The organism is Streptosporangium sp. NPDC001681, from assembly GCF_040298085.1.
Lineage (GTDB): Bacteria > Actinomycetota > Actinomycetes > Streptosporangiales > Streptosporangiaceae > Streptosporangium.
Genome location: NZ_JBEOZN010000022.1, coordinates 1 through 16,939 on the forward strand (window position 1 = coordinate 1; position 16,939 = coordinate 16,939).

The following is a 16,939-nucleotide window of genomic DNA, read 5'->3' on the forward strand; positions in this document are numbered from 1 at the left end:
GGTCACCGCAGCACGCTGCGGCTCCCTCCTCCGCCTTGCGAGACACCACCTGACCGATCCTCGCCACGGCAAGATCCACAGGACAGGGCCTAGCTGAGGGCGATCGTCACCACGCCGCCGACGATGACGCAGGCGGCCAGCAGCCGCCTGGTCAGGTCACCCTCGGCCAGCAGCCTGCCGCCGAGCAGCACCGCGACGAGCACGCTGACCTCCCGTACCGGGGCCACCGCGCTGATCGGCGAGAGGGTGAACGCGGTCAGCGCCAGCAGGTAGGAGAGCGGCATCAGCACCGCCGCACCCAGCACCCGCGTCCGGTGCTCGCGCCAGACGGGCAGGACCAGGCTCCGGCGGTGGCCGCCGAGTACCGGTGCGGTCAGCACGAGGGTGCGGCCGAGGTCGCCGAAGTAGTTGAGCAGGATCGGCGCGACCGCGAAGGCGCTCACCACCTGCTTGTCCCAGACGGTGTACGCCGCGATGAACACTCCGGTGGCCAGCCCGAACCCGATGCCGCTCAGATCCCGGCGGCTGGGCCTGCGCGCCATGCTGAGCAGGAAGACACCCACCCCGATCAGGCCGATCCCCGCGATGCCCGCCAGGCCGGGTCGCTCGCCCAGGAAGAGGACGGCGACCAGGCTGGCCAGCAGCGGTCCGGTGCCTCGGGCGATCGGGTAGACCATCGACAGGTCGCCGTGCCGGTAGCCACGCTGGAGGAACATGAAGTAGCCCAGGTGCAGCGTGGTGCTCGCGGCGATCACCGCGAGGTCGGCCCACGAGAGGCCGGTGCCGCCGAGGAGGAGATAGCCGAGCGCGACCGGGGTCCAGACCGTCGTGGACGCGGCGGCCACCATCCAGACGAAGACGACGCCGTCGGCGTCGGCCGCCTGCTTGCTCAGCAGGTTCCAGCAGGCGTGGGCGACGGCCGAGGTGAGGATGAGGGCGAGGGCGAACAGGCTCACGGGGGACCTTTCCGGACCGCCGGACCGCGGAACCTTAGCCACAAACGCCCCAGACCCTACTCGCCTTCGCCACGCGCTCCCAGTGGTCCACCTGACCGGCTGTGGGCCGGTAGCTGTGGGTAGGCTGGCGGAACCATGGCTGAGACCACCGTCGTTCACCTCCTGCGCCACGGTGAGGTGCACAATCCCGCTAACGTCCTGTACGGCAGGCTTCCCGACTACCACCTCTCCGACAACGGCGTGCAGATGGCCGAGACGGTGGCCAAGGCGGTCGCCGGCCGCGACGTCGTCGCGCTGTTCTCCTCCCCGCTGGAGCGCGCCCAGGAGACCGCCGCCCCGCTCGCCGCGACCTTCCACCTGGACGTCACGCTCGACGAGCGGCTGATCGAGGCCGAGAACATCTTCGAGGGCCTCTCCGTCGGCGGAGGAGACGGTGTCTTCCGCAACCCGCGCTTCTACCGCTACCTGTGGAACCCGCTCCGTCCCTCCTGGGGAGAGCGCTACATCCACCTGGTCAACCGGATGAGCGGCGCGATCAACGCCGCGCGCAGGGCGGCGCGCGGCCATGAGGCGATCATGGTGAGCCACCAGCTCCCGATCTGGATCATCCGGCTCGCCGCCGAGGGCAGGCGCCTGCCGCACGACCCGCGCCGCAGGCAGTGCGCTCTGGCCAGCCTCACCAGCTTCGCCTTCGAGGGGGACCGTCTGATCAGCGTGGGGTACAGCGAGCCCGCGGCGGCACTCGTCAAACGCCCCACTGTGCCGGGCGCCTGACCCCGCCGGTACAGTGATTGCTCTACCGGTTGTAGTACAGGGAGCCTCCGTCATCCATGCGCGTACAATCCTTTGCCGCCGTCGCGCTGCTCATCGCCGTGGCCGGATGCGCCGGAAACCAGGGGGCGCAGCCGCAGACCGGCGACACCCGGTTCATCGCGGGCGACGGCAAGATCACCCTGTTCCAGGCCGCCGACCGCAAGGTCGCGCCGCCTGTTGAGGGGGAGACCCTCGACGGGGGCACCGCGACGCTCGCCGCACACAAGGGCAAGGTCGTGGTGCTCAACTTCTGGGCCTCCTGGTGCGCGCCCTGCCGGGCTGAGGCGCCGGTGCTCAAGGACATCTCCGCCAAGACGAAGGCGGACGGTGTGGAGTTCCTCGGCATCGACTTCAAGGACCGCAAGGCCGACGCGCTCGCCTTCGAACGGAGCCAAAAGCCCGGCTATCCGAGCATCTTCGACCAGCCGGGCAAGGTCGCGCTCTCCTTCCAGGGCACGGTCCCGCCCGCGGCCATCCCCTCCACGCTGATCATCGACCGCCAGGGCAGGATCGCCGCCAGGGCACTCGGCGCGGTCAAGTACAACGACCTCCTCGACGCCGTGACCAAGGTCGGTAATGAGAGATGACGGCCCCGGGCGATGGCTGGGCCCGCGATGAGCGCTGACCTCGTGAGCACCGTCGCGAGCGGTTCGCTGGCGCTGGCGCTGCCGATAGCGGTCGCGGCCGGGCTGGTGTCGTTCCTGTCGCCGTGCGTGCTGCCGCTCGTGCCCGGCTACCTGTCGTACGTGACCGGCATGAGCGCTGACCCCAGGCGGGGGCGCATGGTCGCGGGCATCGTGCTGTTCGTCCTCGGGTTCGCCGCCGTGTTCGTGGCCGGAGGGGCGCTCTTCGGCGGGCTCGGCGCGATGCTGTTCGGCAACGCCGGGATCATCACGCGGGTGCTGGGCGTCCTCACGATCGTGCTCGGCCTGGCCTTCATGGGAGTCATCCCCGGCCTGCAGCGCGACTTCCGCATCCACCGGCTCCCGGCCGCGGGCCTGGCGGGGGCGCCCCTGCTCGGCCTGGTGTTCGGCCTGGGCTGGACCCCCTGCATCGGCCCCACCCTCGGGGTCGTGCTCACCCTCGGCCTGAACGAGGGCAGCGCCGGCCGCGGCGCGATACTCGCCTTCGCGTACGCGCTCGGCCTCGGCCTGCCGTTCGTGGCGGCCGGGCTGGCGTACAGCAGGGCCCTGAGGACCTTCAAGGCGGTACGCCGGCACTCACAGCTGATCACGCGGGTGGGCGGCGTCATGCTGGTCGTCGTCGGCGTCCTGCTCGTCACCGGGCTCTGGGAGCAGCTCGTCGCGATGATCCAGGGCTGGGTCGGCGGATTCGAGCCGGTGATCTGATGGGGCACATCGACCCTGGGACGGGAGAGCGAGCGGTGGCCGAGCCGCAGACGGAGACGGTGGCCGCGAGCAGTCCCGAGGCCAACGGGAAGAACGGAAGGAACGGGAGGAACGAGGAACGGCGGCCCGTGGGAATCGGGTTCGTGGGCTGGGCGCGCTGGTTCTGGCGGACGCTCACCTCGATGCGGATCGCGCTGATCCTGCTGTTCCTGTTCGCCCTGGCGTCCATTCCCGGCTCGATCTGGCCGCAGCGCGGTGTCTCCGACGCCAAGGTCTTCCAGTACTTCGAGGACAGCCCCCGGCTCGCCGAGTGGCTGGACAGGTTCTGGCTGTTCGACGTGTTCAGGGCGCCCTGGTTCGCCGCGATCTACCTTCTGCTCTTCCTGTCCCTGATCGGCTGCGTGCTCCCCCGTACCATGACCCACCTGCGGGAGCTGCGCAGGAAGCCGCCCGCGGCGCCGCGCAACCTGGGCAGGCTGCCGCAGCACGCCTCCTTCGAGGCCCCGCTGACCGTCGAGGAGGCCGCCGCCACGCTGCGTGCCAAGCGGTTCCGGGTGATCACGGGGCCCGGCTGGGTCGCCGGGGAGAAGGGCTACCTGCGCGAGACCGGCAACCTGCTGTTCCACGTGTCCCTGCTCGGCCTGCTGCTCGCGGTCGGGATCGGCACGCTCTACGGCTACCGGGGCAACGTGCTGGTCGTGGAGGGCGAGGGGTTCGCCAACACGGTCGCGGCCTACGACCGCTACATGCCGGGGCAGCAGGTGAACGCCGAGTCGCTGGAGCCGTTCTCCTTCACGGTCGAGGACTTCCAGGCGAGCTACATCGCGAAGGGCGAGAAGACCGGGCAGCCCCTCGACTTCGAGGCCAGGCTCAAGGTCGAGGACGCCCCCGGCGCCCCCGCGCGCGACTACGTCCTCAAGGTCAACGAGCCGCTGAACGTCAACGGCACGCAGAGCTACCTGATCGACCACGGGTACGCGCCGACCTTCAGGATCACCGACGGCAAGGGCCAGGTCGCCTTCGACGGGCCGGTGCCCTGCCTGGTCGTCCAGCCCGCCAACTTCACCTCCGAGTGCGTGATCAAGGTCCCGGACGCGCAGCCGGAGCAGCTCGGCCTCCTGATCGGCTTCCTGCCGACGACGGTCCCGGTGGGCTCGGAGTGGGTGTCGGTCTTCCCCGGCGCCGCCAACCCCACGGCCCAGGTCTACGGTGCCTTCGCCGGTGATCTGGGCCTGAAGGACGGCCGGCCGCAGTCGGTCTACGAGCTCGACCCGGAGAGCCTGAAGAAGATGAAGCCGCTGGTCATGAAGGCGGACCCGCTGGCGGTCAACGAGAAGCTCACGCTCCCGGACGGTATGGGCTCCATCGAGTTCACCGGCGTCAGGGAGTGGATCGCCCTGCAGATCACCTACGATCCCGGCCGGATGCCGGCGTTCGTCGCCTCGGTCCTCGCCGTGGTCGGCCTCGTGCTGGCCCTGACCGTCCGCCGCCGCAGGGTGTGGGTACGGGTCCGCGACGAGGCCGGTCGGCCCGAGGGCGAGAGCCGGCGGGTCGAGGTGGGCGGTCTCACGCGTACCGAGGGGGGCGATTTCGACGAGGAGTTCACCGAGATCGTCTCCGCTTTGAACCCAGGAATTCCCAACCCAGGAGTTAAGGATGCCCGTTGAGGTCGATGCCGGCCTCGCCACCCTGAGCGATCAGCTCATCTTGGCGACGGTGCTGCTCTACGTCTTCGCAATGATCGCCTACGCCCTCGACCTGGCCTTCAACCGGTCCGCGGGGGCGGCGGCCCGTGCCGCGGAGCGGCCCGAGCTCGCCACCGTCGGTGCCACTGTCGGTGCCACCGCCGGCGCCGCCCCGGCCGCACCGGAATCCGCCCCGGCACAGGCCGAGGGGCTCGAGGACAGGACGCCCCCCGCCTGGGTGGTGCGGGCGGGGATGGTGGCCGTCGGGCTGAGCTGGCTCGGCTGGGCCGCCAACCTCGCCTCTCTCGTCACCCGCGGCCTGGCCGTGGGCCGGTGGCCGTGGGCCAACATGTACGAGTTCGTGGTCGCGATGTGCCTCGCGACGGTGGGCACGTTCCTGTTCATGCAGCTCCGCTACCGGGTCCGCTTCCTGGGCGCGTTCGTCACGGTCGCAGCCGCCCTGTGCCTCGGTTTCGCCGTACGGTACCTGCACGTGCAGGCCGGTCCCGTGGTTCCCGCGCTGAACTCCTACTGGGTCGTGATCCACGTGTCGGCGGCGATCGTCGCCGCGGGTCTGTTCATCGTGGCCGGCGTCTCCGGCATCCTCTACCTGGTCAGGAAGGACACGGCGGTCCGCCTGCCGTCCCGGCAGGACCTGGAGCGGGTCGCGCACCGGGCCATCGTGATCGGCTTCCCGATCTGGACCTTCGCCGTCATCGCCGGGGCGCTCTGGGCGGACAAGGCCTGGGGCCGCTACTGGGGCTGGGACCCCAAGGAGGTCTGGGCGTTCATCACCTGGGTCGTCTACGCCGCCTACCTGCACGCCAGGGCCACCGCGGGCTGGAAGGGCAAGGCCGCCACGATCGTGCAGCTCGTCGCCTGCGCCTGCCTGCTGTTCAACCTGGTCGGAGTGAACATCTTCTTCGGGGGCCTGCACTCCTACGCCGAGGTTCCCTGAGCCCGGCGCCGAGCCCCGGCTGACCGGCCGCGTCGGCCGGTCAGTCGTCGTCCGTCCGGTCAGTCCTCGTCGCGCAGGCGGCGGTCGAGGTCCTTGAGGAAGTCGGGGTCGTCGTCGGGGCCCTTCGGGGCCTCGGGGCGCTGTGGCATGTCCTCCGCCAGGAGCGAGCGGGGCGCCCTGGGGCCGTACGGTCGGCCGAGCAGCAGCCAGAAGAGCCCTCCGACGGCCAGCAGCAGCACCACGATGAGCACCCAGAGGAGCTTGGGCAGGTTTCTGGACTCCTCGTCCGGCGTGGTGATGACGTCGAACAGGCAGTAGAGCCAGAAGGCGAATATCGCCAGACCGACAAGCAGGGGCATGCCCGAACTGTAAGCCATTGTGAGCCCTGTTGCGGTCAGCCCTCCGGTACGGATGACCGGCGAGGGCTCACCCGGTTAACGTAGAACCCGTTGACACTTCCCCAGGGGGTGTGATGGCACAATCGGGCGACAAGGGCCGCCATCGACGGCGGTGGTGGCAGCGAGGTCCGGCCGCGCGTGCGGAGAGTGCTGTGCGGGAAGCTCCGCGTGAGGTTTCCCGCGAGGCTCCCCGTGAGGTTCCCCGCGAAGCGGAGCGCCGGGTCGGGGCGGTCACGGCCCCGGTGGTCGACCGCCCGCAGTACACCTGGAAGGACTTCGAGCTCGACGACGAGCGTCCCCGGGCACAGCCCAACTCTCCGGACACCCCGGATCTGGGTGACGGCCTGCGCCACTGCGGGCGCCTGGAGCGCATTCTGCACCGTCAGTGGGACTCGCGGTGGGAGATCCCGCCCCCGGAGGTCGTGCGGGCGGTGGAGAGCCTGGCCAGGTTGCCCGACCTGCTGAAGGACAAGCTGGCCGACGGTCTCGACGGCATCTACGTCGGCGCGGGCGGGGTGCCCGACCTGGACGACATGGGATACCTGCGCGGTGCGCCGCTGCCCTCGGGCCGGGCGACCTGGGACGTCTGCGCGGGAGCGTACGGCGACCGCAAGATCGTGGTGGGAGATCGGCCCTCGCCCACCCCCGACGTGATGATGCACGAGGTCGGACATGCCCTGGACGATGTGGACGCCCCCCACGGCGACTGGGTCTCCGACTGCCCGGAGTTCGCCGCCCTCTACGCCCAGTGCGTTCCCGTGCTGGCCTCGGGGTTCCATCTCCAGCCGGGCGACCTGGGCCGCAAGGAGTTCTTCGCCGATGCCTTCGCCGCGATCGTCTCCCGGCAGCGCCCCGCGCTGGTCGACATGCTGGGCGGCGACACGCGAATGGCGCTCAACGTCATGTTGTTCTTCAACCGGCGCTACGGAATCTAGGTGATCTGGGATGTACGTCGTCAGGCTCGCTGACGGTACTCTGCGCGTTCCGCAGACCCTGACCGGCGATGACGGGCGTCTGATCGGCAACGCCTATGTCGAGGTGTCTCCGGGGGATCCCGACTATGACCGCTGGCTGGCCGAGTCGCTCACCGAGGAGGAGTGGGCCGAGCGGCGGCGGCGCTGGTTGGCGGAGAACGACGATCTGGAGCGGGAGTTCCTGGCTTTCAAGGCCGAGCAGGAGACCTAGGCCGGTTCAGGTACGGGTGTGGTCACCGTCCGTGTCGTGTGGCATTTCACACGACTCCACGGTGACCCTGCGGCTTCCGGGTAAGGCGCGCAGGATCACCGATGGTGTGACGTCCTAAGTCGTCAGACGCGCGGGGACTCGCCTGCAGGCCGTTCGGCCGTCAAGACGTCCTCTCCACGCAGAAGGGCGTGCACTTCCGATTCGCGGAAACGCCGGTGCCCTCCGGGGGTACGGATGCTGCTGATACGGCCTGCCGCGGCCCAGCGTGTAACCGTCTTTGGGTCGACCCGGAAGAGGGCGGCAACCTCTCCGGGCGTCAGCAGACGCTCGCTGCTACTCTCCACAATCTCTCCCCCTCGCATCCCGCTTCCTGCCAGCGGGCGGACAGGTAACCAGTGTGCCGAGCGAAGCCTGATTTATCCGTGGTTTTCAACAAAGATCACGGGTTGTTATCTACTGCCTGCCCGATTGTTAGATGATAGAGCCTCTTTGGGACTCTCGTGGGTGTTTCTTTACGAAACTGGTCTGTTGTGAACACTAGCAGCGCTCGCAGTCAACGCGAAGGGCGCTCCCGCAGTCAGCACGGGGTCATGCCTGGGCGATGAGCGGAGTGACGTAGCCTCGACGTTGTGCATCCCGTCATCGTTTACACCGCGTCCCGGGTCGGTCTACTCGCCGTGAGCCTCGGAGTGCTCTATATCCTCGGCCTGCGCCAGCCCCTGATCCTGCTTGTCGCCGCATTCCTGGTCAGCGGTGTGGCCAGCTACGTCCTGCTGTCAAAGCAGCGGGACGCGGTAAGCGAGCGAATCACTAAGAATCGGGAGTGAGCGGCGAGGGGAACATGCCGACTCGGGCATGGTACTCGTGACCAAGCCGGGTTGTGTCACTACCTACGAGTAATCCGCCAGGATGTGCCAGGAATGCCTTGACTCCGATTCCGCGTTCCCGGGTGGGGTTCCATGTCAGGGCCTTGCCGGTGCGGGGGTGGATCGCTCCGATTCCCGGACGCGCCACCGCTCCGGGTCCCGCCGAGTCGTGGCCGAGCGGGTTGTCCAGCCAGCGCTGGTGCCCGCCGACGTAGACCGCCGCCCCCGTCGCCGCCACCGCGTACAACGAGTCGCCCCCGGTGTGGTTCACCCAGGTGGGTCGTACCTCGCCGCGGGCGCGGGTCTCGAAGCGCGCGGCCGTGTCGCACATCCTGTCCCGCCCCCCGGGGCCGCCGGTCGTGACGACGGCGAGATAGCTCCCGTCGGGGGCGAAGTCCAGGCCCCGCACGTAGCTGGGAAAGTCGGCCATGCACCTGCCCCGGTAGGCGCCGGTCCGCCAGGGCGCGACCTTGGCCGGTGACGCGGCGACGTCGATCAGGCCGAGCTGCGGACGCGACAGGCCGTCGAGGGTGGCGAAGTCGCCGCCGACCGCCAGTCTGCCGTGGCTCAGGGAGAGCGCGTGGACCCTGGTCCTGCCGCCCCTGGGCTCGTCCGGCCTGATCGCGAAGGTCGGGTCGACCGAGCCGGTGACGGCGTCCAGCCTGGCCAGTGCGGTAAGGGCGACGGGGCCGACACGGGTGAAGTCGCCGCCGACGTAGAGGTGGCGGCCCAGTCTGGCCAGGCTGGTGACCGTTCCGCCGCGGACCTGGGCGCCGAAGCGGGCCACCGGGGACCCGTCGGACAGTCGGAGCAGGGCCAGACCCCGCGTCTGCGTCTCGTCGGTCGTCGTGAACCGGCCGCCCGCGTAGACGGTGTCGTGCACCCCCGCCGCCAGGGCCTGGACCGGGCGGTCGAGGCGTGGTGCGAAACCGGGCAGCACCCGCCCGGTGGCCAGGTCGTAGGCGAAGAGGTTGTCGCGCGACAGCACCCTCGTGCCCCGGGCCTCGCGTACCTCGCTGAACGAGCCTCCGACCACCACCGTGCCGCCCACCAGCGCGATGGCGTTGACGATCCCGTCGAGCACGTGGGGAGTGGTGTCCACCGGATCGGTCAGGACGACCCTGCTGTGCTCCGTGGTGCCGGCGACGGCGGTCCCGGGGAGCATCAGGATCAGGGCCGCGGCCGGCAGGTAAGCGGTTCTGGCAAACATTTGACAATTTTTAGCATGCTCCGAGTAATTGAATGACTACTTTCTGTGGATTGTCGGGGCGGGCCTAGGCTTGGTGTCATGACGCGCGCTTCTCTGGACAAGCAGCCGCATGAGGTCGCCGCGATGTTCGATCGCACGGCCCGGCGGTACGACCTTGTCAACGACGTTATCTCCCTGGGCCAGGTCCGGCTGTGGCGTAAGGCGACCGCCGCGGCCGTCGACGCGGGCCCCGGTGAGCTGGTCCTCGACCTCGGTGCGGGCACCGGCACGTCCACCGACTCGTTCACCTCGCTGGGTGCCCGCGCGATCGCCTCGGACTTCTCGCTCGGCATGCTGAGCACCGGGGTCAGGCGCAGGGGCGGCTCGGGCGTTTCCGGAGGGGGAGTGCGGGGTGTCAGCTTCATCGCGGGCGACGCGCTGCGGCTGCCCTTCGCCGACGACGTGTTCGACGCGGTGACGATCTCCACGGCGCTGCGCAACGTGCAGGACACCGGCCAGGCGCTGCGCGAGATGTATCGGGTGGCCAAGCCGGGTGCGCGCCTGGTGATCCTGGAGTTCTCACACCCGACGCCGAGGTCCTTCGACCTCGTATACTCGCAGTACCTGATGAAGCTGATGCCGCAGGCGGCCAAGCTCTTCGGTTCCAACGACGACTCCTACGAGTATCTGGCGGAGTCGATCAGGGCCTGGCCGGACCAGGCGGGGCTGGCGAAGATCATTCAGGAAGCGGGCTGGGAACGGGTCGCCTGGCGCAATCTCACGCTGGGCATCGTGGCCCTCCACCGCGGATATAAGCCCGCATAGAAGATTGGCAGGCGATAGCAGTACCCACCTGACACTTTGCCCCGCAAAGGCGTTAGACTTCGGGCCGACAAGTTTGTGAAGACCTTCACAAAGGATCGAAAGGCCCCTTACCCCGAGGCCCCCAAAGATTTTGTAGGACAGGACAGGTCCCGTGACCGTGCCAGCCGCCAGACAGCGGAATGTCGCTGAGGCTGACGCCGACGTCATCGTCGTCGGCGCCGGGCCCGCCGGTTCGACAACCGCTTTTCATCTCGCGCAGGCCGGACTTGACGTCCTGCTGCTCGAGAAGACCACCTTCCCCCGCGAGAAAGTCTGCGGCGACGGGCTGACGCCCCGAGCGGTCAAGCAGCTCATCGCCATGGGGATCGACATCGACGCCCCCGGCTGGGTCCGCAACAAGGGCCTGCGCGTGGTCGGCGGCGGGATGCGCTTCGAGCTCGACTGGCCTGAGCTGGCGAGCTACCCCGACTTCGGCCTGGTCCGCACCCGCCAGGACTTCGACGAGATCCTGGCCGGCAACGCGGTCAGGGCGGGCGTCCGCCTGCTGCAGGGGGTCAACGTCACGGCCCCGGTCCTGGACGACCGCAGCGGGCACATCGTCGGCGTCCTCGCCAGGCAGAACGGCGAGGAGGTCACCTACCGTTCCCGGCTGGTGGTCGCCGCCGACGGGAACTCCACCCGGATCTCCCTGGCCATGGGGCTGCACAAGCGCGAGGACCGCCCGATGGGCGTCGCGGTGCGGACGTACTTCGAGAGCCCCCGCCATGACGACGACTACCTGGAGACCTGGCTGGAGCTGTGGGACGGCGACACCCTGCTGCCCGGCTACGGCTGGATCTTCGGCGTCGGCGACGGCACCTCCAACGTGGGCCTCGGGTTGCTGAACACCAGCGAGTCCTTCAAGGGCATGGACTACCGCGACCTGCTCAAGCGCTGGGTGAAGGGCATGCCCGCCGAGTGGGGCTACGTCGAGGAGAACATGACGGCCCCGATCAGGGGCGCCGCGCTGCCGATGGCCTTCAACCGCCAGCCGCACTACACCCGGGGTCTGGTGCTGGTGGGCGACGCAGGCGGGATGATCAACCCGTTCAACGGCGAGGGCATCGCGTACGCGATGGAGAGCGGCCACGTCGCGGCCGAGATGATCGTCCAGGCACTGGGCAGGGTCACCCCCGCCCAGCGGGAACGTGTGCTGCGGGCCTACCCGCAGACGCTGAAGGACGCCTATGGTGGTTACTTCACGCTCGGCCGGGGCTTCGTCGAGCTCATCGGGCACCGCGGTGTGATGAACTTCGCCACGCGTCACGCGCTGCCGCACCCCCGCCTGATGAGGTTCGCTCTCAAACTCCTTGCTAATCTCACCGACCGGCGGGGTGATGCGTCGGATCGCATCATCAACGCCCTGTCGAAGGTGGCGCCACCGGCATGAGCTCAACGAACGCCGAACACCTGGGACCCGGGGCGATGATCGTCCTGCCTAGACTTTCGAAATACACCAACATGCAGAGCTACGCGCCGGCGCGCGTGGAGATGGGAGAGGAGGCGTAGCGATGGAGCTGTACGCACCCATCCTGGTGCTCGCCGTTCTCGCGGCGGGATTTGCGGTCTTCTCGGTGACGATCGCCCCCTTCACCGGTCCCAAGCGCTGGAACCGCGCGAAACTCGACGCCTACGAATGCGGTATCGAGCCGACGCCCCAGCCCGTGGGCGGAGGTCGTTTCCCGCTGAAGTACATGGTCACCGCGATGCTGTTCATCGTGTTCGACATCGAGATCATCTTCCTCTATCCGTGGGCTGTCGCGTTCGACCAGCTCGGGATGTTCGGGCTGGTCGAGATGGTGCTGTTCATCGTCACCGTGCTCGTGGCCTACGCGTACGTGTGGCGCCGCAAGGGTCTGGACTGGGACTAGATATGGGACTTGAAGAGAAACTTCCGAGCGGGTTCATGCTCAGCACGGTCGAGCAGGTCGCCGGCTGGGCACGTAAGAACTCCGTCTGGCCGGCCACCTTCGGTCTTGCCTGTTGCGCCATCGAGCTGATGTCCACCGGTGGTCCCAAGCACGACCTGGCGCGCTTCGGCATGGAGCGCGCTTCGGCGTCTCCGCGCCAGGCCGACCTGATGATCGTGGCGGGCCGGCTGTCGCAGAAGATGGCCCCGGTGCTGCGCCAGATCTACGACCAGATGGCCGAGCCCAAGTGGGTCATCGCCATGGGCGTCTGCGCCTCCAGCGGCGGCATGTTCAACAACTACGCGATCGTGCAGGGCGTCGACCACGTCGTCCCCGTCGACATCTACCTGCCCGGTTGCCCGCCGAGGCCCGAGATGCTCATCGACGCGATCGTCAAGCTACACGACAAGATCCAGAACACGAAGTTCGGCGCGCATCGCGCCAAGCAGATCGACGAGCTCGAACTGCAGGCACTGCGGACGTTGCCGCTGATCGACCAGGGAACCGCCAAATGAGAAGCGGTGAGCGACCGATGGCGCGAAGCGGATGCACAGCGGCCCGCGCGGCGAACGAGGAGCGGTAGGCGACCGAGACATGAGCACTGAAAACCTCCCGGAGGTCCCGGAGGAGCCCATCGCCCGCCTGGGCATGTTCGGCACCTCGGGTACCGGAGACACCTCGGGCTACGGCCGCCTCGTCGTGCGGCGCAAGCCCGAGCTCTCCACCCCCCGCCCGTACGGCGGGTACTTCGACACCGTCGCCGACGAGCTGGAGCGCGCCCTCGGCGGCGACTTCGCCGACGCCGTCGAGCGCGTGGTCGTCGACCGCGGCGAGCTGACCTTCCACGTCAGGCGCGAGCGCCTGCTCGACGTGGTCAAGGCACTGCGCGACGACGCCGCCCTGCGCTTCGAGCTCTCGCTCGGTGTCTCCGGCGTGCACTACCCCCATCTGACGGGCCAGGAACTGCACGCGGTGATCCACCTGTGCTCGATCACGCACAACCGCCGCCTGCGCGTCGAGGTCTCCTGCCCCGACGACGACCGGCACATTCCCTCCACGGTCTCTGTCTACCCGACGCACGACTGGCACGAGCGCGAGACCTGGGACTTCTTCGGCATCGTCTTCGACGGACACCCGGCGCTGACCCGCATCATGATGCCCGACGACTGGGACGGCCACCCCCAGCGCAAGGACTACCCGCTCGGCGGCATCCCGGTCGAGTACCGCGGCGCCGAGATTCCCGCGCCGGACCAGAGGAGGTCTTACACGTGAGCACCTTTGACGACGAGGCCACCGAGGGCACGGTCTACACCGTCTCCGGCAACGACTGGTCGGAACTGCTCGAGACCCTCACCGGCCAGCAGGACGAGCAGCTCGTCATCAACATGGGTCCCCAGCACCCGTCCACGCACGGCGTGCTCCGCCTGATCCTGAACCTGGACGGCGAGACGGTCACCGAGGCCCGCACGGTCATCGGCTACCTGCACACCGGCATCGAGAAGAACCTCGAATTCCGGACGTGGACCCAGGGGACGACGTTCGTCACCCGGATGGACTACCTGGCGCCGATCTTCAACGAGACCGCCTACTGCATGGGCGTCGAGAAGCTGCTCGGCATCACCGACCGGGTCCCCGAGCGGGCCCAGGCCATCCGCGTGATGATGATGGAGCTCACCCGGATCTCCTCGCACATGGTGGCCATCGGCACCTTCGGCATGGAGCTGGGCGCGACCACGCCGTTCCTCTTTGGGTCCCGCGAGCGCGAGATGGTGCTCGACGTGATGGAGTACATCACCGGCCTGCGGATGAACATGGCCTACGTCCGGCCCGGCGGTGTCTCCGTCGACCTGCCGGCCGGCGCCGTCGACAAGGTCGGCGAGCTGCTCAAGGTCATGCCGGGGCGCATCAAGGACATGCGCAAGATGCTCGACGCGAACCCGGTCTACCTGGCCCGCACCAAGGACGTCGCCTACCTCGACCTCACCGGCTGCATGGCGCTGGGCGTCACCGGTCCGATGCTGCGGGCCGCGGGCCTGCCGTGGGACCTGCGCAAGTCGCAGCCCTACTGCGGCTACGAGACCTACGAGTTCGACGTCCCGACGGCGAAGAGCGCCGACGTCTACGGCCGCTACCTGGTACGGGTGGCCGAGATGGAGGAGTCGCTCAAGATCATTGAGCAGGCTCTGGACCGCCTCTCGGGGCCGCTCAAGGGCGGCCGGGTGATGGTCGACGACAAGAAGATCGGCTGGCCCGCGCAGCTCGCGCTCGGCCCCGACGGGCTGGGCAACTCGCCCGACCACATCGCGCACATCATGAGCGGCTCGATGGAGGCGCTGATCCACCACTTCAAGCTGGTGACCGAGGGCTTCAGGGTCCCGGCGGGGCAGGCGTACGCCTCGGTCGAGTCGCCCCGCGGCGAGCTCGGCGCCCACGTGGTCAGCGACGGTGGCACCCGCCCCTACCGCGTACACTTCCGCGATCCGTCCTTCACGAACCTGCAGGCCATGCCCGCGACGTGCGAGGGCGGCATGGTCGCCGACGTCATCTCGGCGGTGGCCTCGATCGACCCGGTGATGGGGGGTGTCGACCGATGAGCGCGCCCGACGAGAGAGCGGTTGCCGGCGGTGAGCCGGTGGGTGGGCAGAGCACCCCGTCGAGCAACGAGGAGGTGAGCGCGACCATGACCAAGGGGTACGCGCCGGAAGTGCGCGAGCGCCTGGAGCGCGACGCCAAGGAGATCATCGGCCGCTACCCCAGGCCGCGGTCGGCGCTGCTTCCCCTGCTGCACCTGGTGCAGTCCGAGGACGGCTACGTCTCCGACGACGGCCACGAGTTCTGCGCCGAGATGCTCGGGCTGAGCAAGGCCGAGGTCGTGGGCGTCTCCACCTTCTACACGATGTACAAGCGCAGGCCGATGGGCCAGTACCACGTGGGCGTGTGCGTCAACACGCTCTGCGCGGTCATGGGCGGCGACCAGATCTGGGACGAGCTCTCCGAGCACGTCGGTGTCGGTCACGACGAGGCGACCCCGGACGGAAAGATCTCGCTGGAGCGGCTGGAGTGCAACGCCGCCTGCGACTTCGCCCCGGTGATGATGGTCAACTGGGAGTTCTTCGACAACCAGACCCCGGACTCGGCCAAGCAGCTCGTCGACGACCTCAGGGACGGCAAGGAGCCCTCGCCGACCCGCGGCCCGAAGAAACTCTGCACGTTCAAGGAGGCCTCGCGGGTGCTCTCGGGCCTGCCCGACGGCCTGGCCGGTGACGGCCCCTCGGCGGTGGGTCCCTCCCTGGAGGGCCTGAAGATCGCTAAGGCCAACGGATGGAAGGCTCCCGAGGCGTGAACGGGCGCGAGGTCAACATGATCGGGCGAGCCGGCGCGTGCGGGCGCGGCGGGCGAGCAGGCAGGCACGGCGCGGTCTCGTCACGGAGCGACGGGCTGCCAGGCGAGGAGACGAAGTGACCACTCTCACCCCGGTTCTCACCGCGAACTGGGACCAGCCGAACTCCTTCACGCTGGAGGGCTACGGCGACTACTCGGCGGCCAAGAAGGCGCTGGGCATGGACCCCGACGCGGTCATCCAGGTCGTCAAGGACTCCGGGCTGCGCGGCCGAGGCGGCGCGGGCTTCCCCACCGGCATGAAGTGGGGCTTCATCCCCCAGGGGGACGGCAAGCCGCACTACCTGGTGGTCAACGCCGACGAGTCCGAGCCCGGCACGTGCAAGGACATCCCGACGATGATGGCCAACCCGCACGCGCTGGTCGAGGGCATCATCATCACCGCGTACGCGATCCGGGCCAACCACGCCTTCATCTACGTGCGCGGCGAGGTGCTGCACGTCATCCGCCGCCTGCAGGCGGCGGTGGCCGAGGCGTACGCCAAGGGCTACCTCGGCACCGACCTCTTCGGCACCGGCTTCAACCTGGAGCTCGTCGTGCACAGCGGGGCGGGCGCCTACATCTGTGGCGAGGAGACGGCGCTGCTCGACTCGCTGGAGGGTCATCGCGGCCAACCTCGGCTCAAGCCCCCCTTCCCCGCCGTGGCGGGTCTCTACGCCTCGCCCACCGTGGTCAACAACGTCGAGTCGGTCGCGAGTGTTCCCTCGATCATCGCCAACGGCGCCGAGTGGTTCGCCGGGATGGGCACCGAGAAGTCCAAGGGCTTCGGCATCTTCTCGCTGAGCGGCCACGTGACCCGGCCCGGCCAGTACGAGGCTCCGCTCGGCATCACGCTGCGCGAGCTGCTGGAGATGTCCGGCGGGATCAGGGAGGGCCACCGGCTCAAGTTCTGGACCCCGGGCGGGTCGAGCACCCCGATCTTCACGGACGAGCACCTGGACGTCCCGCTGGACTTCGAGTCCGTGGGCGCCAAGGGCTCGATGCTCGGCACCCGGGCCCTGCAGATCTTCGACGAGACCACCTGCGTGGTGCGCGCCGTGCTCCGCTGGACCGAGTTCTACGCGCACGAGTCCTGCGGCAAGTGCACCCCCTGCCGGGAGGGCACCTACTGGCTCAAGCAGGTGCTCAAGCGGCTGGAGAAGGGGCAGGGCACCGAAGAGGACCTGACCACGATCACCGACATCGCCGACAACATCCTGGGCCGCTCCTTCTGCGCCCTGGGTGACGGTGCCACCAGCCCCATCCACTCGTCGGTGAAGTACTTCCGCGACGAATACCTCAAGCACTTCGAGATCGGCGGCTGCCCGTTCGATCACGCCCCGTCCACGGTGTGGGGGGCGAAGTGAGCGCGCGCAGGAAGGCCACCG

21 protein-coding genes are annotated in these 16,939 nt (G+C 68.8%); 17 read left to right on the top strand and 4 right to left on the bottom strand.

The annotated features are described in order from the left end of the window. Positions 1-89 precede the first annotated feature (89 nt). The gene (locus ABT130_RS12990) at positions 90-956 is read right to left on the bottom strand and encodes an EamA family transporter (RefSeq protein ID WP_350918519.1); all 867 of its coding nucleotides are present in this window, start codon (positions 954-956) and stop codon (positions 90-92) included. A gap of 135 nt (positions 957-1,091) precedes the next feature. Here ABT130_RS12990 and ABT130_RS12995 point away from each other — a divergent pair, with 135 nt between their 5' ends. Genes ABT130_RS12995 through ccsA form a run of 5 tightly spaced genes read left to right on the top strand, consistent with a single transcriptional unit; the run spans position 1,092 to position 5,761 of the window. After that, positions 1,092-1,730 carry a histidine phosphatase family protein gene (locus ABT130_RS12995; protein ID WP_350918516.1) on the top strand — a complete coding sequence of 213 codons (639 nt, stop codon included), beginning with the start codon at positions 1,092-1,094 and terminating at the stop codon, positions 1,728-1,730. A gap of 56 nt (positions 1,731-1,786) precedes the next feature. Then, on the top strand, positions 1,787-2,356 hold the full coding sequence (locus ABT130_RS13000) for a TlpA family protein disulfide reductase (protein ID WP_350955358.1): 570 nt from the start codon (positions 1,787-1,789) through the stop codon (positions 2,354-2,356). 27 nt (positions 2,357-2,383) lie between these two features. Then, complete coding sequence (locus ABT130_RS13005; protein WP_350918510.1) at positions 2,384-3,118, top strand: cytochrome c biogenesis CcdA family protein; 735 nt, start codon at positions 2,384-2,386, stop codon at positions 3,116-3,118. Continuing rightward, a complete protein-coding gene (gene resB / locus ABT130_RS13010) occupies positions 3,118-4,785 on the top strand; it encodes a cytochrome c biogenesis protein ResB (RefSeq protein ID WP_350955360.1) in 1,668 nt (555 codons plus the stop codon). Before ABT130_RS13005 ends, resB begins: the two co-directional genes overlap by 1 nt. Beyond that, complete coding sequence (ccsA, locus tag ABT130_RS13015) at positions 4,775-5,761, top strand: cytochrome c biogenesis protein CcsA (RefSeq protein ID WP_350955362.1); 987 nt, start codon at positions 4,775-4,777, stop codon at positions 5,759-5,761. Before resB ends, ccsA begins: the two co-directional genes overlap by 11 nt. 59 nt (positions 5,762-5,820) lie before the next feature. Here the strand turns inward: ccsA and ABT130_RS13020 are convergent, their stop codons facing one another. After that, a complete protein-coding gene (locus tag ABT130_RS13020; protein WP_350955364.1) occupies positions 5,821-6,120 on the bottom strand; it encodes a PLDc N-terminal domain-containing protein in 300 nt (99 codons plus the stop codon). 191 nt (positions 6,121-6,311) lie between these two features. On the opposite strand from ABT130_RS13020, the gene ABT130_RS13025 reads away from it, so the two are divergent. Next, positions 6,312-7,094, top strand: a complete 783-nt coding sequence (locus tag ABT130_RS13025; protein ID WP_350918498.1) for a hypothetical protein — start codon at positions 6,312-6,314, stop codon at positions 7,092-7,094. Positions 7,095-7,104: 10 nt separating this feature from the next. Further along, positions 7,105-7,344: a hypothetical protein gene (locus ABT130_RS13030; protein WP_350918495.1), complete on the top strand. Its 240-nt coding sequence runs from the start codon at positions 7,105-7,107 to the stop codon at positions 7,342-7,344. A gap of 122 nt (positions 7,345-7,466) precedes the next feature. On the opposite strand, the gene ABT130_RS13035 is transcribed toward ABT130_RS13030, so the two are convergent. Then, on the bottom strand, positions 7,467-7,706 hold the full coding sequence (locus ABT130_RS13035; protein WP_012887349.1) for a BldC family transcriptional regulator: 240 nt from the start codon (positions 7,704-7,706) through the stop codon (positions 7,467-7,469). Between the two features lie 267 nt (positions 7,707-7,973). On the opposite strand from ABT130_RS13035, the gene ABT130_RS13040 reads away from it, so the two are divergent. Further along, the gene (locus tag ABT130_RS13040) at positions 7,974-8,171 is read left to right on the top strand and encodes a DUF4229 domain-containing protein (RefSeq protein ID WP_350918490.1); all 198 of its coding nucleotides are present in this window, start codon (positions 7,974-7,976) and stop codon (positions 8,169-8,171) included. On the opposite strand, the gene ABT130_RS13045 is transcribed toward ABT130_RS13040, so the two are convergent. Further along, positions 8,155-9,420 (bottom strand): delta-60 repeat domain-containing protein, encoded by a 1,266-nt coding sequence (locus ABT130_RS13045; protein WP_350955366.1) that lies wholly within the window; start codon positions 9,418-9,420, stop codon positions 8,155-8,157. The two genes, ABT130_RS13040 and ABT130_RS13045, sit on opposite strands and share 17 nt — an antisense overlap. A 78-nt stretch (positions 9,421-9,498) precedes the next feature. On the opposite strand from ABT130_RS13045, the gene ABT130_RS13050 reads away from it, so the two are divergent. The 9 genes from ABT130_RS13050 to nuoF all read left to right on the top strand — a co-directional run bounded on the left by ABT130_RS13050 (position 9,499) and on the right by nuoF (position 16,918). Beyond that, on the top strand, positions 9,499-10,224 hold the full coding sequence (locus ABT130_RS13050) for a demethylmenaquinone methyltransferase (protein ID WP_350955367.1): 726 nt from the start codon (positions 9,499-9,501) through the stop codon (positions 10,222-10,224). 151 nt (positions 10,225-10,375) lie between these two features. Continuing rightward, positions 10,376-11,653: a geranylgeranyl reductase family protein gene (locus ABT130_RS13055; RefSeq protein WP_350918481.1), complete on the top strand. Its 1,278-nt coding sequence runs from the start codon at positions 10,376-10,378 to the stop codon at positions 11,651-11,653. Beyond that, positions 11,650-11,772: a hypothetical protein gene (locus ABT130_RS13060; protein WP_350955369.1), complete on the top strand. Its 123-nt coding sequence runs from the start codon at positions 11,650-11,652 to the stop codon at positions 11,770-11,772. The genes ABT130_RS13055 and ABT130_RS13060 overlap by 4 nt, the downstream gene beginning before the upstream one ends. Before the next feature lie 2 nt (positions 11,773-11,774). Further along, the gene (locus ABT130_RS13065; protein ID WP_350918475.1) at positions 11,775-12,134 is read left to right on the top strand and encodes an NADH-quinone oxidoreductase subunit A; all 360 of its coding nucleotides are present in this window, start codon (positions 11,775-11,777) and stop codon (positions 12,132-12,134) included. A gap of 2 nt (positions 12,135-12,136) precedes the next feature. Next, positions 12,137-12,688: a NuoB/complex I 20 kDa subunit family protein gene (locus ABT130_RS13070; RefSeq protein WP_030916695.1), complete on the top strand. Its 552-nt coding sequence runs from the start codon at positions 12,137-12,139 to the stop codon at positions 12,686-12,688. A 79-nt stretch (positions 12,689-12,767) separates the two neighbouring features. Beyond that, positions 12,768-13,445: an NADH-quinone oxidoreductase subunit C gene (locus ABT130_RS13075; RefSeq protein WP_350955370.1), complete on the top strand. Its 678-nt coding sequence runs from the start codon at positions 12,768-12,770 to the stop codon at positions 13,443-13,445. Positions 13,446-13,510: 65 nt separating this feature from the next. Continuing rightward, complete coding sequence (locus ABT130_RS13080) at positions 13,511-14,767, top strand: NADH-quinone oxidoreductase subunit D (protein ID WP_350918691.1); 1,257 nt, start codon at positions 13,511-13,513, stop codon at positions 14,765-14,767. A gap of 86 nt (positions 14,768-14,853) precedes the next feature. Continuing rightward, positions 14,854-15,516 (top strand): NADH-quinone oxidoreductase subunit NuoE, encoded by a 663-nt coding sequence (gene nuoE / locus ABT130_RS13085; protein WP_350955458.1) that lies wholly within the window; start codon positions 14,854-14,856, stop codon positions 15,514-15,516. A 115-nt stretch (positions 15,517-15,631) separates the two neighbouring features. Next, the gene (gene nuoF, locus ABT130_RS13090; RefSeq protein ID WP_350918465.1) at positions 15,632-16,918 is read left to right on the top strand and encodes an NADH-quinone oxidoreductase subunit NuoF; all 1,287 of its coding nucleotides are present in this window, start codon (positions 15,632-15,634) and stop codon (positions 16,916-16,918) included. The last annotated feature ends 21 nt before the right edge of the window (positions 16,919-16,939 follow it).